The organism is Bradyrhizobium sp. BTAi1 (assembly GCF_000015165.1).
GTDB classification, from domain to species: domain Bacteria; phylum Pseudomonadota; class Alphaproteobacteria; order Rhizobiales; family Xanthobacteraceae; genus Bradyrhizobium; species Bradyrhizobium denitrificans.
In genome coordinates, this window is sequence record NC_009485.1 from 4,045,975 (window position 1) to 4,063,868 (window position 17,894).

Annotated in this window: 13 protein-coding genes; 7 read left to right on the top strand and 6 right to left on the bottom strand. The window is 65.6% G+C overall.

Annotated elements, in window-relative coordinates:
- Positions 1-73 precede the first annotated feature (73 nt).
- Together BBTA_RS40775 and BBTA_RS18105 are read right to left on the bottom strand one after the other, a co-directional pair.
- Positions 74-214 (bottom strand): hypothetical protein, encoded by a 141-nt coding sequence (locus tag BBTA_RS40775; RefSeq protein WP_168167852.1) that lies wholly within the window; start codon positions 212-214, stop codon positions 74-76.
- A gap of 88 nt (positions 215-302) precedes the next feature.
- On the bottom strand, positions 303-1,778 hold the full coding sequence (locus tag BBTA_RS18105; protein ID WP_012043943.1) for a YdiU family protein: 1,476 nt from the start codon (positions 1,776-1,778) through the stop codon (positions 303-305).
- 254 nt (positions 1,779-2,032) lie between these two features.
- Here BBTA_RS18105 and aspS point away from each other — a divergent pair, with 254 nt between their 5' ends.
- The gene (aspS, locus tag BBTA_RS18110; protein WP_012043944.1) at positions 2,033-3,805 is read left to right on the top strand and encodes an aspartate--tRNA ligase; all 1,773 of its coding nucleotides are present in this window, start codon (positions 2,033-2,035) and stop codon (positions 3,803-3,805) included.
- A gap of 171 nt (positions 3,806-3,976) precedes the next feature.
- Entirely contained in the window at positions 3,977-4,207 is a 231-nt protein-coding gene (locus tag BBTA_RS18115; protein ID WP_012043945.1) for a hypothetical protein, read from the top strand.
- On the opposite strand, the gene BBTA_RS18120 is transcribed toward BBTA_RS18115, so the two are convergent.
- Positions 4,199-5,122: a hypothetical protein gene (locus BBTA_RS18120; protein ID WP_041750741.1), complete on the bottom strand. Its 924-nt coding sequence runs from the start codon at positions 5,120-5,122 to the stop codon at positions 4,199-4,201. The genes BBTA_RS18115 and BBTA_RS18120 overlap by 9 nt on opposite strands.
- A 495-nt stretch (positions 5,123-5,617) precedes the next feature.
- Here BBTA_RS18120 and BBTA_RS41735 point away from each other — a divergent pair, with 495 nt between their 5' ends.
- The 3 genes from BBTA_RS41735 to BBTA_RS18135 all read left to right on the top strand — a co-directional run bounded on the left by BBTA_RS41735 (position 5,618) and on the right by BBTA_RS18135 (position 10,294).
- On the top strand, positions 5,618-7,294 hold the full coding sequence (locus BBTA_RS41735; protein ID WP_083780675.1) for a glycosyl hydrolase 108 family protein: 1,677 nt from the start codon (positions 5,618-5,620) through the stop codon (positions 7,292-7,294).
- 495 nt (positions 7,295-7,789) lie between these two features.
- Positions 7,790-9,349, top strand: coding sequence for an ABC transporter substrate-binding protein (locus BBTA_RS18130; protein WP_012043948.1), 1,560 nt, complete (start codon positions 7,790-7,792; stop codon positions 9,347-9,349).
- Between the two features lie 228 nt (positions 9,350-9,577).
- Positions 9,578-10,294, top strand: coding sequence for a septal ring lytic transglycosylase RlpA family protein (locus BBTA_RS18135; protein ID WP_012043949.1), 717 nt, complete (start codon positions 9,578-9,580; stop codon positions 10,292-10,294).
- A gap of 50 nt (positions 10,295-10,344) precedes the next feature.
- Here the strand turns inward: BBTA_RS18135 and BBTA_RS18140 are convergent, their stop codons facing one another.
- On the bottom strand, positions 10,345-11,217 hold the full coding sequence (locus tag BBTA_RS18140; protein ID WP_244424451.1) for a cytochrome b: 873 nt from the start codon (positions 11,215-11,217) through the stop codon (positions 10,345-10,347).
- Positions 11,218-11,517: 300 nt separating this feature from the next.
- Between BBTA_RS18140 and BBTA_RS41365 the strand changes: the two genes are divergently transcribed.
- Positions 11,518-11,706 (top strand): GNAT family N-acetyltransferase, encoded by a 189-nt coding sequence (locus BBTA_RS41365; protein ID WP_244424476.1) that lies wholly within the window; start codon positions 11,518-11,520, stop codon positions 11,704-11,706.
- 83 nt (positions 11,707-11,789) lie between these two features.
- Here the strand turns inward: BBTA_RS41365 and BBTA_RS18145 are convergent, their stop codons facing one another.
- A complete protein-coding gene (locus tag BBTA_RS18145) occupies positions 11,790-12,404 on the bottom strand; it encodes a sterol desaturase family protein (RefSeq protein ID WP_244424452.1) in 615 nt (204 codons plus the stop codon).
- A gap of 822 nt (positions 12,405-13,226) precedes the next feature.
- Positions 13,227-15,206, bottom strand: a complete 1,980-nt coding sequence (locus tag BBTA_RS18150) for a hypothetical protein (RefSeq protein WP_012043953.1) — start codon at positions 15,204-15,206, stop codon at positions 13,227-13,229.
- Positions 15,207-15,467: 261 nt separating this feature from the next.
- Between BBTA_RS18150 and BBTA_RS18155 the strand changes: the two genes are divergently transcribed.
- Positions 15,468-17,777 (top strand): NADP-dependent malic enzyme, encoded by a 2,310-nt coding sequence (locus BBTA_RS18155; protein ID WP_012043954.1) that lies wholly within the window; start codon positions 15,468-15,470, stop codon positions 17,775-17,777.
- Positions 17,778-17,894: the final 117 nt, after the last annotated feature.

Consider the following 17,894-nt stretch of genomic DNA (forward strand, 5'->3'; position numbering starts at 1 on the left):
CGGGCTGGAAGGCAAGCGCCGCAATATCAGCCGATCGGCCTATGGTTGATGCCGGGCCGGCCCCGGACGCCGTTCAATGGTGGCGGACGCGGCCGGAGGGCCGCCGCCCGGAGGGTACGGCGAGCACGATCAGGCACAGCGCGATCATCGCCAGACCCATGAATTCGAACACCAGCGCGTCCACGTTCGCGACCTCCTCGACCTGTTGGTTCAACTTGTCGGGGCTGCGTTGATCGTTTCTTAAGGACCCGGGCGCCGTCAGGGCGATGGTGGACGCGCGGTTAACAGCGTCTGGTCCGGGTTTACGTTCCGCAGAACGTCTGGAGCACGCGCTCGTCGGGTTGCGGCGGCTCGGCGTAGGCCGAGAACGCCGGCTGGTCGTCATACGGCCTGGCCAGCACCGCATGCAGCTCTTCGAACGGCGCGTAGTCGTCGTTCTCGACCGCCGCCGTGATGACAGCCTCGATGCGGTGGTTGCGTGGGATGAAGGCCGGATTGACCTGGCGCATGGCCGCAGCGCGCTCGGCGGCCGTCTGCGGCTCGTCGGCGAGGCGCTGGCGCCAGCGCGGCAGCCATTCGTCGAGCCCCGTCGGGTCCTCGAACAGCGCCCGCACCGGGGCGTCGTCGCCGCTGCCCGCCGCGTCGCTCAGCCTGCGGAAGGTGAGGGTGAAGTCCGCCTTCACCGCCGCCATGGCATCAAACAGCGCCTGCGCCAGCGGCTGGTCGCCCTCCACTTGCGTGAACAGGCCGAGCTTGCGCCGCAGTCCGGCCTGGTGCGCGTCGGTGAACTGCGCGGCAAAGCCGTCGAGTGCGGCCTCGGCCTCCTTGATCGCCTGGTCCTTGTCGTCGCCGAACAGCGGCAGCAGGCATTCGGCCAGCCGGGTCAGGTTCCACAGCGCGATGCGCGGCTGGTTGGCGAAGGCGTAGCGGCCGAACTCGTCGATCGAGGAGAACACCTGCTTGGGATCGTAGCCGTCCATGAAGGCGCAGGGGCCGTAATCGATGGTTTCGCCCGACACCGAGGTGTTGTCGGTGTTCATGACGCCATGGATGAAGCCGACCAGCAGCCAATCGGCGATCAGCTTCGCCTGGCGCGCGATCACGGCATCCAGCAGGGCATGATAGGGCCGCTCGGTGCCGGCGAGGTCAGGATAGTGCCGGCTGATGACGTGGTCGGCGAGCCGGCGCACGGCCTCGACGTCCTGGCGTGCCGCGAAATATTGGAATGTGCCGACCCGGATGTGGCTGGTCGCGACCCGCGTCAGCACCGCGCCGGGCAAGGCGATGCCGCGATAGACCTGCTCGCCGGTCACGACCGCCGCCAGCGAACGGGTGGTCGGAATCCCCAGCGCCGCCATCGCCTCGCTGACGATGTATTCGCGCAAGACGGGCCCGAGGGCCGCCCGGCCGTCGCCGCGGCGGGAGAACGGGGTCGGGCCGGAGCCCTTGAGCTGGATGTCGCGGCGGACGCCGTTCTTGTCGACGACCTCGCCGAGCAGGACCGCCCGGCCGTCGCCGAGCTGCGGCACGAAATGGCCGAACTGGTGGCCGGCATAGGCCATCGCGATCGGCTCGGCGCCCTCAGGCACGGTCTTGCCGGCCAGGATCTCGGCTCCCTCCGCCGTCTCCAACTCGGCCGGGTTCAGCCCGAGCTCGGCGGCCAGCGGCCGGTTCAGTTTGATCAGCCGGGGGGCGGCGACAGGGGTCGGCGCCACCCGGGCAAAGAAATTGTCCGGCAGCGCGGCGTAGGAGTTCTGGAAGGGGAAATGCACGGTCATGGCTCCAAGATAGGCGCGGCAGGACGGCTTTTCGAGCCCAAACGGCCGTCAGATGAGCGATCCTGCGTCAGCTCAATCCGGCGGCAATGCACCGGGTTTCACGCCCCGGCGGCGTTTTCCCGGCCCTTGGCCCGAAAACGGGCGCTTCATTCGGTTGCCGCGCCGGGGCGGCTCGGCTAAACCCAGCGCGCATTCGGAATGCGCCTTTGCGGCAGCCCCGATTCCTTCTCCTCACGACGATATTCAGGACGACCATGCATCGCTACCGGACCCATACCTGCGGCGCGCTCCGCGACAGCAACATCGGAGAGACGGTCCGGCTGTCCGGCTGGTGCCATCGCATCCGCGACCATGGTGGCGTGCTGTTCGTCGACCTGCGCGACCATTACGGCATCACCCAATGCGTCGTCGATCCCGATTCCAAGGCGTTCGGCCTCGCCGAGAAGCTGCGCTCGGAATGGGTCGTGCGCATGGAGGGCAAGGTCCGCCGCCGCCCCGAGGGCACCGACAATGCCGAGCTGCCGACCGGCCAGGTCGAGCTTTACGTCGCCGACATCGAGGTGCTGGGCCCCGCCGCCGAGCTGCCGCTGCCGGTGTTCGGCGAGCAGGAGTATCCCGAGGACATCCGGCTGAAATACCGCTTCCTCGATTTGCGCCGCGAGAAGCTGCACCAGAACATCATGACCCGCGGCGCGATCATCGATTCGATGCGCCGGCGCATGAAGGAGCAGGGCTTCTTCGAATTCCAGACGCCGATCCTGACCGCGTCCTCGCCGGAGGGCGCGCGCGACTTCCTGGTGCCGTCGCGCATCCATCCCGGCAAGTTCTACGCCCTGCCGCAGGCGCCGCAGCAGTACAAGCAGCTGCTGATGATGTCGGGCTTCGACCGCTACTTCCAGATCGCGCCGTGCTTCCGCGACGAGGATCCGCGCGCCGACCGTCTGCCCGGCGAGTTCTATCAGCTCGACGTCGAGATGAGCTTCGTCGAGCAGGAGGACGTGTTCGCGGCGATGGAGCCGGTGATCACCGGCGTGTTCGAGGATTTCGCCAAGGGCAAGCCGGTGACCAAGGGCTGGCCGCGCATCCCGTTCGCCGAGGCGCTGCGCAAATACGGCACCGACAAGCCGGACCTGCGCAACCCGATCGAGATGCAGGACGTCTCCGAGCACTTCCGCGGCTCCGGCTTCAAGGTGTTCGCGCGCATGCTCGAGGACACGAAGAACCAGGTCTGGGCGATCCCAGCTCCGGGCGGCGGCAGCCGTGCGTTCTGCGACCGCATGAACTCATGGGCTCAAGGAGAAGGCCAGCCGGGCCTCGGCTACATCATGTGGCGCGAGGGCGGCGAGGGCGCAGGTCCGCTCGCCAACAACATCGGCCCGGAGCGCACCGCTGCGATCAGGACGCAACTCGGAACCAAGGAGGGCGACGCCGCCTTCTTCGTCGCCGGTGATCCCGAGAAATTCTGGAAGTTCGCAGGCCTCGCCCGCACCAAGGTCGGCGAGGAATTGAACCTGATCGACAAGGACCGGTTTGCTCTGGCCTGGATCGTCGACTTCCCGATGTACGAGTACAATGAGGACGACAAGAAGGTCGACTTCTCGCACAACCCGTTCTCGATGCCGCAGGGCGGCCTCGAGGCCCTGCAGACCAAGGACCCGCTGACCATCAAGGCGTTCCAGTACGACATCGCCTGCAACGGCTATGAGATCGCCTCCGGCGGCATCCGCAACCACAAGCCGGAAGCGATGGTGAAGGCGTTCGAGATCGCGGGCTATGGCGAGCAGGAAGTGGTCGACCGCTTCGGCGGCATGTACCGCGCCTTCCAATACGGCGCGCCGCCGCATGGCGGCATGGCCGCCGGCGTTGACCGCATCGTGATGCTGCTCTGTGGCACCACCAACCTGCGCGAGATCTCGCTGTTCCCGATGAACCAGCAGGCCATGGACCTCCTGATGGGCGCGCCGTCGGAAGCGACCACCAAGCAGCTCCGCGAGCTGCACATCAGGACCAACCTGCCGAACAAATAGGTCGGCAGCGGTCGCAGATCCTATGGGCGGCGGAGGGGCAGGGGCAAGTCGGGCGTGCGACCGCCCACTCGCCCAGAGGATCAACCGAGCGCATTGATGATACTGACGCACGCGCCCGCGACGAGTGTGCCGCGGTTCACGGCCAATGAACGGAAGTGACCGCTCGGCATCATGCTGCCCGGAACGCAGAAGCTGGGCCGCTATCGGATCGATGGCGGAGATCTGGTGGCGTTGTCGAAGGCGCTGCTGAAGGCGCGCGAGCAGGCGGCGCGCCTCGGCAAGCCGGTTCGCGTGCTGTCCTGCTATCAGGCTGGTCTGGATGAACACTGGCTGCGCTGCTGGCCCACGGGGCGGCAATTTCACGGGCCAGCGCATCCGCGATGCAGCCCGCGCTCAGGGTGATAGCGCCTTCCAATACGAGTCCTGCAGGTGATCCCTGATTTCAGGCGGAATGAACCTGAACAAGGACCCAAATGTACCTGGTCCGGCTGGCGACAGAAGATGACCCGATAAAAGATTCCCGAATCCTCGCTCGATCATCTTGGCGAGTTGTTGGCTGAACTGAGGATCGTCGGTCCCGATCGGCGTCAATGGCTGCGCCTCGTCGAATTTCGCTCCCGCGTCACATAGGAGGGCTCGCCCCAAATGGCGAAATCCGGCGAGCGACGGCGGCACTCGCGCGACGAGATCAAGTCCGTAAACCAACCGATAGGTCAACGCCCCAAGACTCGGATCATAGGCCGCGCGAAATTGTTCTCCGCCGACGCGGGGCATGCCGAATGCATATATGGCGGTGGGCGGCGAGTTCTTGGCCAGGGCTGTTGTGGCAGCGAGCGCCGCGAGTGCGGCACCAAGGCTATGACCTGCGATGAAGAACGCTTTACGCGTCTGCTGGGCCAGCTGGATGGCCGCTTCGATCTCGGACTGCGCGGCCGCCGCGGCACGCCGGAAACCCTCGTGGATGTCCGAACCGGCGCGCGGCAAGAGGGTGAGATCCGTCGCGAGATTCTGCCAGATGCCTGGATCAGTTCCGGCAAAGGCCAGGATCACCGCGTCGTCCCGCTCACCGATCAGCCCGCAGGTTTCAAAACTGCCGTTCAGGCTGGACTTGCGCGCGATGAAGGGGACCACGGATCTGAAGCCCCATAACGGGTATACGGCTTGGACGGTCGCGATCCGATGCGTCTCATAGGCAAGCTGGCAAAACCACATCAGCGCCCGCGCATTGGCGACCTTGAAGCCAGCTGCCGTTGCACTGAAGCCTTCAAATGCCGCAGGATCATATTCGTCCGGGTCGATTTCGACGAGTGTACTCATAGGGCCCACTCCCGAAGGACCGATGCGCAGGGAGGTTCAGCTCGTTGTTCGGCACGCCGTGCACCTGGAAAAGATCGAAGAGCTGATCGCTACAATCGAGCGAAGCCCATTCTCTGAGTGAGGCCAATGCTTGGCCGCGAGTCGATCGCGCGTCAGCCCATTCGCGATCGATGTCGTTGTCCTGTCAGATCAATATCAACAAGGCGCGACAGTTACGGCCGTCACGCCTCCGGCGCTGGTGACCAAAACATCGCGACCAAAACATTGGCCCAAGCACTAGAGTTCATCGCTCAGCTGGACCATGCCGTGCCGGGTACGACCGGCGTCAATGCTGACGATCACAGCAAACAAAACCGCGAGGGAAAGCGTATTTGTGAAACACATCACTTGTCAAGGAGCGCGTCCCGTAGAAATATGCTTGGCTAAACTACACAACGGTGGCGCGTGCTCTGGCTTGCAGAGCCTTGTCGACCGGCCTCAGTGTTGGGGGGCTTCATGGCTGGTGAAGACCGACGATCGGTTGATCTCGCGTTTCTGCACCCCGCTATTCGCCAGAGCGTGCAGACGATCCAGCGTCAGCTCAACAGCGAAGGCCATCCGTTTGAGATCTTCGAGGCGTTCCGGTCGCCCCATCGCCAAGCCTATCTCTACGCCCAGGGCCGCACGAGACCCGGCAACATCGTCACCAAAGCCCAGCCTTGGATGTCGTATCATCAGTATGGTCTTGCGGTCGACTTTGTCCTCAAGATCAATGGCCAGTGGGATTGGAGCGACAGCGGTCCCAGCGCTGCCGCTTGGAAGCGGCTTCATGAGGTCGGCCGTGCGCAGAACATGGAGCCGCTGAGCTGGGAGACGCCGCACCTGCAAATGGCCGGCCTCCGGATCGGTGATCTTCACGCTGGACATTTCCCTCCCGGGGGTGACGCCAGCTGGGCCGAGAATCTTGAGTCAGCCATTGCCGGATGGTCGGGCTCGCCAGTCCCGCCTCCGGCACCGCCGTCGGTGTCGCGCCCTCCTCTTGCAGCGGGGGCCGTTGCGGAGATGATGACATTGTCCGATATCGATCGCCCTGCCAGCGCTGCGATGGCATCCACGGCGCTTGGCCACTTCTCCCGCATCCAACCCTTCATCGAGAAGTGGGAAGGCGGATACACCAACCATCCCGCCGACCGCGGCGGCCCCACCAATATGGGAATCACGCTCGAGACCTTGCGGGCCTGGCGACACAACGATGCTCTGACCGCGGAGGACGTCAAACAGCTCAGCATCGACGAGGCGCGCCGCATCTTCAAGGCGCGCTACTACGATATCGTCCGTGGCGATGATCTGCCGCTGCAGGTTGCGGCGCCGGTGTACAATGCCGCAGTGCTGCATGGGCCGGGCCGCTCCGCCGAATTCCTGCAGAATTCGCTGATACGCTGCGGCGCTCAGGTGGCCGTCGATCGCATCATCGGCCCTGATACGATCCGCGCGGTCGGATCGGTTGACACGCAGCGCCTGTGCAAGGCGTTTCTCGACATCGAAGATGCGTATTTTCGATCACTGCGTGAATTTCCAGTCTTCGGCGCGGGCTGGCTCAACCGCCTCAATGACATGCGACGCTTCGTTGCCTCGCTCTCGGCCGAACCCATCGTCGTCGCAACTGGAGCAACAACCGTGCCCGTTCAGTCGCAGACCCAGCCGAACCTGACCGAAATCGTCGCGAAAATAGAGGAGCTCCTTGAGCTCTTCGGCCAAAAGCCGAACCTGCCGGGCGCAGCGTCCGGGCAGGCTGCTCAAGCTGACGCGCTGTCTCGCATGAGCCAGGTGGTCGAGGTGCTGCGGCAGCTCGGCATCGTGGTTCCTCCGGTCGCTCCGGGCACCACAGCTCCAGCGCCCCTGACACCGGTCAATGCCGCGCTGGGGACGACGCTTGGAAATCTGCTCGACGGCAGGAAGAGCGCGATCGGCATCATCGGCAGCGTGCTGACCGCCCTGCTGGGTGCCGCCGCGCCGTCGGCAGGCGGGGCGCCCGGAGCGGCGGGCGGCCTCATGAGCATTCTTTCCACGCTCGGCGTCGCCGTTCCCTATCTCCAGCCCATCATGCTGGGCCTGACTGCATGGGGGGCGCTCGGCAAATTGGATAAATGGCGAGTTGGCGTGCCAGCACCGCAAGCCTCCAGGCCCGGCTGACCGAACGACATAGTTCGGACGTCGTTTCGCTTATCCGGGATGCGTCCGTTTCCTCATGCGCGCCGTTGCGTCGCCAGATGGCGCGGGGTCGGCGCGTCGTCGGGCCCCCGCAGGGTAAGCCGGCTCTCAACGCACCCTTCTGCATTCGATCCTCTCGCGTCAGCGTCGGTTAAGGCTGCCAGCGACATCATCTCGACCGCCGGTGCAGGCCCGGCGCGCCCCCGGATCAGCGCGCCTCACCACGATCGATCCGCGCGGCGGCCTGTTGTGCAATGCAGGAAGGTGTTGATCTCCAGCGTCAATCGACGGTCTGGCCTGTCAGTCCCTCGGTTCGCGAAGCGCAGCTCGCGAGGCGCCCGGCTGTACTCATTTCAAATAAGAGCAATACCGTTCGGTCGAACGGTGCGGTGTCATGCAACCCGCCTTTAATCCAGTGCTCGTCTGAATGGTGCGGTGAACATAGCCACCCCATCAGAAGAAAACGGATAACCCAGAATGACCGTTCGCTGGTCTGTGCTCCTGCTCGGAACTTGCTTCCTTCTCCCTGCGGCCCCCGCGCTCGCGGCCGTGTCTCCCGATGTCGTTCGCGATCTCGCTTCGCGGGTCGGCCCTGTCATCGGTCAGGCCGCGACTTGTCCGGCCATTGCCCAGGGACGCGTCCAGACCATCATCGATCAGTTCGGCGAGGTCATCCGTCAGGCCGCGTCGACGACCACCGAGCGCGATCTGCTCATCCGCAGCTTCAACAGCTCCATCGCCGAGGGGCGCGGCCGGATCGCATCCGCGCAGGTGAACTGTCAGACGGCAGAACGCCAATTGTCCGAGCTCGAGCGCTCGCTCAGCCAGCAGCCATCGGCCGCTCCGACGATGTCCCTTACGCTGGCGCCGTCAAGCGCAGCGGCGGCGACGCAGCCCACCGCCAACCTTCCGCCGCCGCTTCCGCACGGCGTCAGCGACACCGAAATCCGTTTCGGCACCGTGATTCCCTTCTCGGGCGTGCGCAAGGAGTCCGCGCGTCAGATGAAGCTCGGCATCGAGACCGCGTTCAACCGCGTCAACGACGCCGGCGGGATCAACGGCCGCAAGCTGAGACTGATCGCGGCCGATGACGTCTATGATCCCACCCGCACGCTCGCCGCCATGACGCAGCTCTACGAGAAGGATAAGGTGTTCGGCTTCATCGGCAATATGGGCACCGCCAACAATGCGGTGGCGATCCCCTATGCGCTGGAGCGCCGCGCGCTGTTCTTTGCGCCCTATAGCGGCTCGGCCGTGGTTCGCCGCGACCCGCCCGACCGCTACGTCTTCAACTATCGTGCGAGCTATGCCGAGGAGACCGCCGCGATCGTGCACTATCTGATGAAGGTCAAGCGCATCCCGGCGAAACAGATCGCAGTCTTCGCGCAGAACGATGCCTATGGCGACGATGGCGCCAACGGTGTCGCCAAGGCGTTCCGCGCGCTCGGCATCACCGATCCGATCATCCGCTACGGCTTCCCGCGCGGCACGTTGGAGGTCGACGACGCCGTCGGCAAGCTGAAGGCGCAGACCAAGCCGCCGATCAAGGCCGTGATCATGATCGCGACCGACCGAGCCGCGGCGAAATTCATCGAGAAGACCCACGAGGCGGCTCCGGGACTGATCTACGCCAACATCTCGGCTGTCGGCTCTTCGTCTCTCGCCGCCGAGCTGAAGCTGCTCGGCACGAAATACACCAATGGCGTGATCGTCACGCAGGGGGTCCCCTCGGTGGCCGGCTATTCGAGCCTCGTGCTCGACTACAAGAATGCGCTGGACAAGTACTTCCCCGGCGAAGCGCCGGACTACACCTCACTGGAGGGCTTCATCTCGGCGAGCATCCTGATTCAGGCGCTGAAACAGACGACGCCGCTCGACACCGAGCGACTGGTCGATACGCTGGAATCGATGAAGAGCATCGATCTCGGCCTCGGCAGCACGCTCTCGTTCGGACGCGCCGAGCACCAGGCCTCGCACAAGATCTGGGGCACAGCGCTCGACGAGACCGGTACCTACCAGGCGATCGAGCTGGAATGAGGCTCGGAGCGCGGCTCCGGCAGGTGCGGCCGGGGCCCCGTTCGCCGCATCCGGCGGCGTCAATGCAAGGCTGCAACGGGCCAGCAGCAGGTGGCCGCGTCGCGCGATGCGATAGGTCTCGCATCGCCGCAGCACCATCGACTTGAACCGTCGCCGCCACGGTTTGGTCGCCACGCGGCCGATTTTGCCCGGTCGACTTCCCCCCGCTGGGGTGCGGGAGGAGGGGACATGCCGCCGAGCCGTCGCGGACGTGCATCGGGCGTTGCGACCGGGGCTGGCGCGCCGCTCTCGCATCTGTGCGATGCATCGGGCCGAGCCGTGCGGGTCCGTTGGCTCGCCGTCGCGCTGTCGGCGGCCTTGCTCGCCGGCTGTGCGCGGTCGCCGGAGATTGGCGCTGGCCCCGACAAGGGCGGTGCGGCCGAGCAGACGGCCCTCACACAGCCTGCGCCGGTCTCGTCGACACCGCCGGCGAACCCTGCCGCGCAGACGGCCGCTCCGCCGTCTGCGAGCACTGCGCCGCGGCGTCCGCGTCATGCGCTGCGTGGTCTCGCCAGCTACTACACCGCGCCGCAGCCGACCGCGAATGGCGAGGTATTCGACACCACCGCCATGACCGCCGCGCATCGCAGCCTGCCGTTCGGGACGCGCCTGCGCGTGACGCGGCTCGACACCGGCCGCGCTGTGACGGTGCGTATCAATGACCGCGGTCCCTATGTCGATGGCCGCGTGGTGGACCTGTCCTATGCCGCCGCTGCGGCGCTGGACATGGTCGACTCCGGGCTGGCGAACGTCCGGCTCGACGTGGTGCGCTGGCCGAAGCCGCGGGCGCACAAGCCGACGGTGCAGCAGGCCGCGCCCGCCAATGCAAGGCCGCTGCCGCGCCCGCCGCCGACGCGGCTGAGCCTGCTGCGCTTGCCAAGCGGGCCGGCCCAGATCAGCCGCTGAGAGGGATGGTCAGCCGTGCGCAGCGCTCACAGGCGCTGCGTTCTACGGGCTCATGCAGCCGAACGGCCGGGCAACATCCGGGTCAGGACGTTGTCCCGCCGCACCAGGTGATGAAACAGCGCGGCGGCGACGTGCAGGGCGACGACCGTCCACGCGATCCATTTGCCGACGAAATGGTGGATCGCATCGACCGGCGGCTCGAACCTGTCCCAGTCGATTCCAAGGCCGCTCTCGATCCAACCGAACACGGCCGTCTCACGGAAACTCGGCACCTTGAACAATCCGAAATCAGTCGCAGCGTCGGTCCCGATATAGCCGGTCAGCGGCATGACGATGAGCAGGGCGTACAGTCCCCCATGTGCGACGTGGGCAAGCACGTGCTCGACCCTGGAGCCATGCGGCGGGTCAGGCTGCACATTGGCGAAGCGCCAGAGCAGCCGAGGCAGAACCAGGAAACCCACGATGATCCCCAGCACCCAGTGAATGTTGAGCACCGGCAGCGCCTCAGGCGCCATGTCGTCCATGAACCAGATCACGTAGTACACGACGGCATAGGCGACGATGAAGGCGGCCGCGCTGCTCCAGTGGAAGAACTTGGCCAGGGCGCCAAATTCCCGCTTCGTGTTCGTCCATGGCATGGCGGTGTCCTTCGAGACGATGAACCAGGTTGTGGTCACCGAATGCCGCGAATTCGTCGTCGTGAAATCGCTCCGCGCTTCGGCGTGATAGGACGTGCTGCCGATGAGGCAGCGCCTTCTGTTCGTGCCCCCGCAGCTAGCGGAGAACAGCGCGGGATGCCAGCGAGACGCGCGCGAGATGGGCCATCGCTTGATCAATTCTGTAGGAGAATCCGCCAGCACGATGCAAAATCCGGCATTGCTGCGGTCGCATCTACGGGAGCGGCGCGGCTCGCGGATAGCCAAGGAGATCTTCAGGGCCCAACCATGGAATGAGCCGCGCTTACATGCTCGAGATTACTTTGGAAGACCCGGCTTCAGCCGCGGCAGAAATGCTGATAGCTGAGCTGTCTGCGACGCTCGCGCGCATCACCGGTGACAGCGGCCGCTCGTCGTTCGATCCGGGTGACGTCCGCGGCCCGAAGGCGTGCTTTGTCGTTGCGCGCGATGGAGAGGGGCAGGCCATCGGTTGTGGCGGGCTGCGGCCGCTGGAGGCGAACATTGCCGAAGTGAAACGGATGTACGCGCGGCGTCGGTGCAGCGATCCTGAAGCATCTCGAAGCGGCAGCGCTCGGCTTCGGCTACCACGCGATCTGGCTGGAGACGCGGCGCGTCAATGCGCGTGCCGTCGCATTCTACGAGCGGCACGGCTATCGGCGGATTCCCAATTTCGGCAAATATGCCGGCCGGCCTGAAGCCGTCTGTTTCGAGAAGCGGCTTCCTTCTCTGCGTTGACAGGTCTTCGATCGCAGTCGAATCCGTCTTTGCGACACGCCGTCGGTGAGCTGCACGTCTCCCCGAGACGCAGCTTGCGGGCCTCAGGCGTTCCTCGTTTGTCCCGGCGCGAGCGCCGTGCCAAAGACATGGTCCCAGACACCCGTGACGACGCCGAAATTGCCGGGCGGGCCGCGATGGTGTCGGACATGGCGGAGTCGGCAGCTGCGCAGCCAGGACTGCAGCAGCGACTGTTCGGCCAATGGCCAGTGATGCACGGCATCGTGGACCAACAGATACAAGACGTAACCAGTCAGCAGACCGCTCGTCGTTCCGCTTGCGGTCTGCAGGTCGGCGAGGCTCGCGACGAGCACGAAGAATGATAAGAAGATGACGACACTCACCCAGATCGGCGCGCCGATGAGATCGCTGGGGCGCGCGTGGTGCAGTCCGTGGAGTTGCTTGAGGATGGCAACCTCATGATACAGGAACCGGTGCACCAGATATTCGGCGAGCGTCCACAGCAGCGCCCCGCCGGCTGCGGCCAGCAGCCAGCGCGGCTGCAGGGCGACCCCGTTGCTCGCGAGATCGAACAGCAGAAGCGCGGCGACGACGATCGGGTAGAGGAAAAGCTCGGCGTAGTAGCTGATCTTGCTGTGATTCACGTCGTGTCCGTACGCAGAAATCAAGGACGATAGGGGACGCGCTTCCCTGGGCATGGCCAACCAACGCGATCAGCCATCGCCCGAATCGGCGTTCCGGGGAGAGGTCGTCACAGGTATTGGGTAGCGCAGTTTTAAGGCAGCCGCGTGAATGCATGACGGCGGGCATTGAGCCGGGCTGCCCCCTGGCAGCCGGGAGAGGTGCGATTGGAAGCCCGCATCTCGTAGCGCCTCACCGCTCGGGATTGATTGCTACAATCGCGCGGTCACGTCGTTGCCCGACGGGCATGTCAGGCATGCCCCTCATGCGCAGATTGCCCGTCGAGCCAGTTTGTCGCAAACATCAGGGCTTGCACCGTCGGGCAAATCGCCTCCACCTTTCCGGCCATCCCGCCTCGATGAAGAGGGACGGTTCGCGGTCGTCACGAGACGTGAGGTGGGGAGGCGGTGGCTGCATCGTGTCGCAACGTGCTCGAGGCGCGTGGACGAACGGCACGGTGCAGGCGGTCAAGTCGCGTGGTCTCGACACCCCGACGCTGGTGTCACGTTCGCGGCGGTGCTGATGCGCCGCGCGGATCATGGTGGCCAACAAGCCCGGCGCACCAGGGAGAGCGCGAAGCAGCCGACAAGCCCATCGCGCAGGGAATGCCGGATGACCGGCTGAACCTGTGGTACCTGCCGCCTGCATTCCTTGTTCGCAGGCGGGCCATGGGTTGCGGCCAGCGCCCGGTATTCCCTGCGCCCTCTTCGTTCGGAAGAGGGCCGAACGACCGGAACAACTCGGGCGGAGAAAGCCGCGGGATCGCGACGGCGCGGGTTGGGGTCATGCGCATGAAGGGGCGACATGTCGACCGGCGCGGACTCGATTCCCCATTCGCTTCACGGTGCGGTCTGTGCCTCGATCTTGAACTGCGCCAGCGCGCTCTGCGGATCGATGGCGATGAGCTGCGCGAGCTGGATGGCCGGCACCTTGGCGCGCGGCGAGAGCTTCAGCGTCAAGGTCTGGCGCGGCTTCTCGACGAAGCGGCTGAGCGCGTCCACGGCGCTCGCCGCATCGATATTGGCGGCGGTCATTTGCGCGCCGATGGCCTTGATGCTGTCGATCAGCGCCTTGCGCGCGGCATCCCGGGGAATGCCATGACCCCTGGCGTAATTGGCGACGAGCACGTCGACAGCGCCGAGGTCGCGCAGGCTGAAGTCGAGTCCTTCGGCCTCGATCTGCGCCGCCGCCGTTGTCGCCTGCTGCAGATCGATCGTGAACACGTCGCGCGGCACCTGGGCCAGAGACACGTTGGCCGAGGCCGCGACGAGATTACTGACCTCGAGCTTGAAGGGCGACACGGCGAACCGGCCTGTGCTCTCAGTCCAGCCGAGGCCGAGATCGGCGTCGAAGGCGGCCGTGTCGATGCCGGCGACCAACAGCGGCAGCAGCGCCGGGTTGGATGGATCGAGCGGCCCGGCCATCTTGGCGACCAGGCGTGCCCTGGTCGGAATGGGGCCGACATACTGGCCCCAATCAAGCGTGATATTGTCGATCTGGACCGGCTTGTCGCCGGCCTTGTAGGGGGCCGTCAGCGCCTTCAGCTCGATGCCGTCGAGCAGCTTGAACAGCACAACCGCGTCGGCCGGCGCCGGCTTCGTGCCGGGCGAATATTTGCTGCCGAGACGCATGAGGCCGGCAAGGTCGAAGCCCTTGAGCGCAAAGCGGCCGAGCTTGACCGGCCCGTTGGGCGAGCGGCCGTCGAAACCCTCGACCGCGATGTCGCTCTTGCCGTCGCGCAGATCGAACCGCAGCGCCGCCAGCTTGATCGGCCCTTGCGGCGTCTCGATCGAGAGGCCGCGCATTTCCGCGTTCCTGAGCGCCATGCCGTCATAGATCCCGGCGATCTTGTCCATCAGTTCGCGCGTCTGTTCGGGCGTGGGTTGCACCGCCGTCGAAGCGGGCAGGGCGGCGAACAAGGCGGGCAGCTGCAGCCGCGAGGGCCGCACGCTGAACTCGTCGGCGGAGATGCCGTCCATGCGCATCCGCACGCCGGAGTCGGAATTGACCTCATAGGCGCCGGTTGTGACCCGGCCATAGACCCTGTAGGTGCGGTCATCCTTTGCCGCGTCGGGATCGAGCGCGGCCACGATTGCATTGGCGTCGACGTCGTGGTGGACGATGTCGGTGATGCGGCCCTGCATCCTGTCGGTCTTGCCCGCGGGCTGCTGCGGGCTCATCGAAAATGCGAGCTCGTCGAGCTTGTAGCTCGCGATCCGGCCGGCCTTGATCTGATCGACGCTGAGGCCGGAATAGCTGAATTCCGCCGGGCCGGCGGACGGACCGCCTTCCATCGTGCCGGTGGTGCGGGGCACCGTGATCGAGGCGGCGCTGATGGCTGCGAATTGCTGGGCCAGCGCCCGGTAGGTCTCAACCAGCGTGGCGCCGGCCGGAATGGCCGCGAACCGAACCGGCCCGGCATAATCCTTCACCACGAGCTGCGGCAGCTTATAGTTGAGGCGAAGCGGCGACGGGCCGGGGATCTGGGCAGCCATCGCGACATCGCTGACTTCGAGGCTGGCGGCCGTCACGTGCTCCTGGTCAGGCTGGCTGAGCCCGGTCGCGGTCACGCTGCCGAGCGTGATGCTCGCCGGCGGTTGCGTGGCCGACTCGATCTTGACGTCGGCAATCGACAGCTTGCGGGTCCACAGGTCGAAGACGACCCTGCCGTGACTCGCAGTGGCGCCGTTCTGCCGGATCTGGGCGAAACTGGCCTCGACTTCGCGCTCGGCGCGGTTCTGGGCGTACCAGGGAACGCCCAAAAAGGCGGCAGTGCCGAGGACAATCGCAACGAGAACTCCAGCCACAATCCGGTTCATGCAATCTGCTCCCGCTCTCGCCCGAATGCCGGGCTGGCGCAACGGTCTGGTCTCATGGTGATGGTGTTGGCGAATGGGATCGGATAGGGATGTGCTTCTGCCAACTTGAGAATTTGCCGCCCCTGGTCTGTTGACGGACATGGTTTCCGATGTTGCATGAAAACCGCTCTGCGTGCATCAACTGCGGTTCCGCCGGCCGGAAAAACCGCGTCCTGAACGCATCTCACGAGACCAACCGGGGTCGGAAACGCTGGAGCACGTATGTCGTCCTATTCTGAAGATCTTCGTTCCGCAGCGCTGGCCTATCATCGGCTGCCACGGCCGGGCAAGCTGGAGATCCAGGCCTCCAAGCCGCTCGCCAACCAGCGCGATCTGGCCCTGGCCTATTCGCCCGGCGTGGCCGCTGCCTGCACCGAGATCGCCAACAACCCTGCCGAAGCGGCGTCGCTGACCGCGCGGGCGAATCTCGTGGCCGTGGTCTCCAACGGCACCGCCGTGCTGGGCCTCGGCAATATCGGCCCGCTCGCCTCCAAACCGGTGATGGAGGGCAAGGCGGTGCTGTTCAAGAAATTCGCCGGCATCGACGTGTTCGATATCGAGATCGCGGCCGACACCATCGACCGCGTGGTCGAGACCGTGGCGGCGCTGGAGCCGACCTTCGGCGGCATCAATCTCGAGGACATCAAGGGTCCCGAGTGCTTCGAGATCGAGGCGCGGCTCAAGGAGCGGATGAAGATCCCGGTCTTCCATGACGACCAGCACGGCACCGCGATCATCGTCGGCGCCGCGATCAAGAATGCGCTGTCGCTGGCGGGCAAGCAGCTCTCCGAGGTCAAGATCGTGACGTCGGGCGCCGGCGCCGCCGCGATCGCCTGCCTCAATCTGCTGGTCTCGATGGGCGCGCAGCGCAAGAACATCTGGGTCTGCGACATCGACGGCGTCGTCCATGAGGGCCGCAACACGCTGATGGACCCGTGGAAGGCGGTCTATGCGCAGAAGACCGACAAGCGGACCCTGGCCGAGGTGATCGGCGGCGCGGACATTTTCTTAGGGCTGTCCGCGGGCGGCGTGCTGAAGCCGGAATTGCTCAAGCAGATGGCCGAGAAGCCGCTGATCATGGCGCTCGCCAATCCCAACCCGGAGATCATGCCGGAGGAGGCGCGTGCGGCGCGACCCGACGCGATGATCTGCACCGGACGTTCGGACTTCCCGAACCAGGTCAACAACGTCCTCTGCTTCCCCTTCATCTTCCGCGGCGCGCTCGATGTCGGCGCCACCGCGATCAACGAGGCCATGAAGCAGGCCGCAGTCGACGCGATCGCGCAGCTCGCCCAGGACCCGCCCTCCGACGCGGTGTCCCGCGGCTTCGATACCGGTGAGACCCAGGGCTTCGGTCCGGGCTCGCTCATCCCCTCGCCATTCGATCCGCGGCTGATCTTGCGCATCGCGCCGGCCGTGGCCAAGGCGGCGATGGACTCGGGCGTGGCGACGCGGCCGATCAAGAATTTCGACGAGTACACCGCGTTGCTGGAGCGCTTCGCGTTCCGCTCCGGCCTGATCATGAAGCCGGTGTTCGCCAAGGCGAAGACGCAGCCGGTGCGCGTGATCTATGCCGAAGGCGAGGACGAGCGCGTGCTGCGTGCGACGCAGGTCGTGCTGGAGGAGAAGCTGGCGCGCCCGATCCTGGTCGGCCGTCCCTCCGTGGTGGAGGCCCGCATCAAGCGCTTCGGTCTGTCGATCAAGGCGGGCCAGGACTTCGACCTCATCAATCCCGAGGACGATCCGCGCTACCGCTCCTATGTGCAGAGCTACATCGAGGTCGCCGGCCGCCGCGGCGTGACGCCGGATGCGGCGCGCACGGTGGTGCGCACCAATGCCACCGTGATCGCGGCGCTCGCCGTCGTCAGAGGCGAGGCGGATGCGATGATCTGCGGCGTCGAGGGGCGCTACATGAGTCATCTGCGTCATGTCCGCGAGATCATCGGCTTCATGCCGGGGGTCAGCGACTTTGCCGCGCTCGCGCTCACCATCACCAGCAAGGGCGCCTATTTCATCGGCGACACCCAGGTGCGGCCGAACCCGACCGCCGAGGAGCTCGCCGAGATGGCCTCGTTGGCGGCCAATCACGTCACCCGCTTCAACATCAAGCCGAAGATCGCCTTTGTGTCGCATTCCGATTTCGGCGGCTATGACACCGAGTCCTCGCGCAAGATGCGGCAGGCGACGGCGCTGCTGAAGCAGCACCGGCCGGATCTCGAGGCCGATGGCGAGATGCAGGGCGACACGGCGCTGTCGGCGACCGCGCGCAAGGCCATCCTGCCGCATTCGGATCTCGAAGGCTCGGCCAATGTGCTGATCATGCCGAATCTCGATGCCGCCAACGTCGCCTATCAGATGATCAAGGTGCTGGCGGACGCGGTGCCGGTGGGGCCGATCCTGATCGGCCCGGCGCGGCCGGCGCATATCCTGACGCCGTCGGTGACGGCGCGCGGCATCTTGAACATGACGGCCGTCGCCGCGGTCGAGGCCCAGGAGCGCGCCGGGAGGGCGCAGCCGACGCTGTTCGCCTGACGGGCGACATGATCGAAGTGTGGCGGAATTCGTCCGGTTTCGGTCGCATTCCGCCCGCCTTTATTGTTGAAAAGCGTTGGAGACGTCACATATCCGGCCCGGTGGGCCGGCGACACA

Bases quoted from the DNA above. Each gene is read 5' to 3' on its own strand.
- BBTA_RS18105 (WP_012043943.1), bottom strand. From the start codon at position 1,778: ATGACCGTGCATTTCCCCTTCCAGAACTCCTACGCCGCGCTGCCGGAC.
- aspS (WP_012043944.1), top strand. From the start codon at position 2,033: ATGCATCGCTACCGGACCCATACCTGCGGCGCGCTCCGCGACAGCAAC.
- BBTA_RS18115 (WP_012043945.1), top strand. From the start codon at position 3,977: ATGCTGCCCGGAACGCAGAAGCTGGGCCGCTATCGGATCGATGGCGGA.
- BBTA_RS18120 (WP_041750741.1), bottom strand. From the start codon at position 5,122: ATGAGTACACTCGTCGAAATCGACCCGGACGAATATGATCCTGCGGCA.
- BBTA_RS41735 (WP_083780675.1), top strand. From the start codon at position 5,618: ATGGCTGGTGAAGACCGACGATCGGTTGATCTCGCGTTTCTGCACCCC.
- BBTA_RS18130 (WP_012043948.1), top strand. From the start codon at position 7,790: ATGACCGTTCGCTGGTCTGTGCTCCTGCTCGGAACTTGCTTCCTTCTC.
- BBTA_RS18135 (WP_012043949.1), top strand. From the start codon at position 9,578: ATGCCGCCGAGCCGTCGCGGACGTGCATCGGGCGTTGCGACCGGGGCT.
- BBTA_RS18145 (WP_244424452.1), bottom strand. From the start codon at position 12,404: ATGCCCAGGGAAGCGCGTCCCCTATCGTCCTTGATTTCTGCGTACGGA.
- BBTA_RS18150 (WP_012043953.1), bottom strand. From the start codon at position 15,206: ATGAACCGGATTGTGGCTGGAGTTCTCGTTGCGATTGTCCTCGGCACT.
- BBTA_RS18155 (WP_012043954.1), top strand. From the start codon at position 15,468: ATGTCGTCCTATTCTGAAGATCTTCGTTCCGCAGCGCTGGCCTATCAT.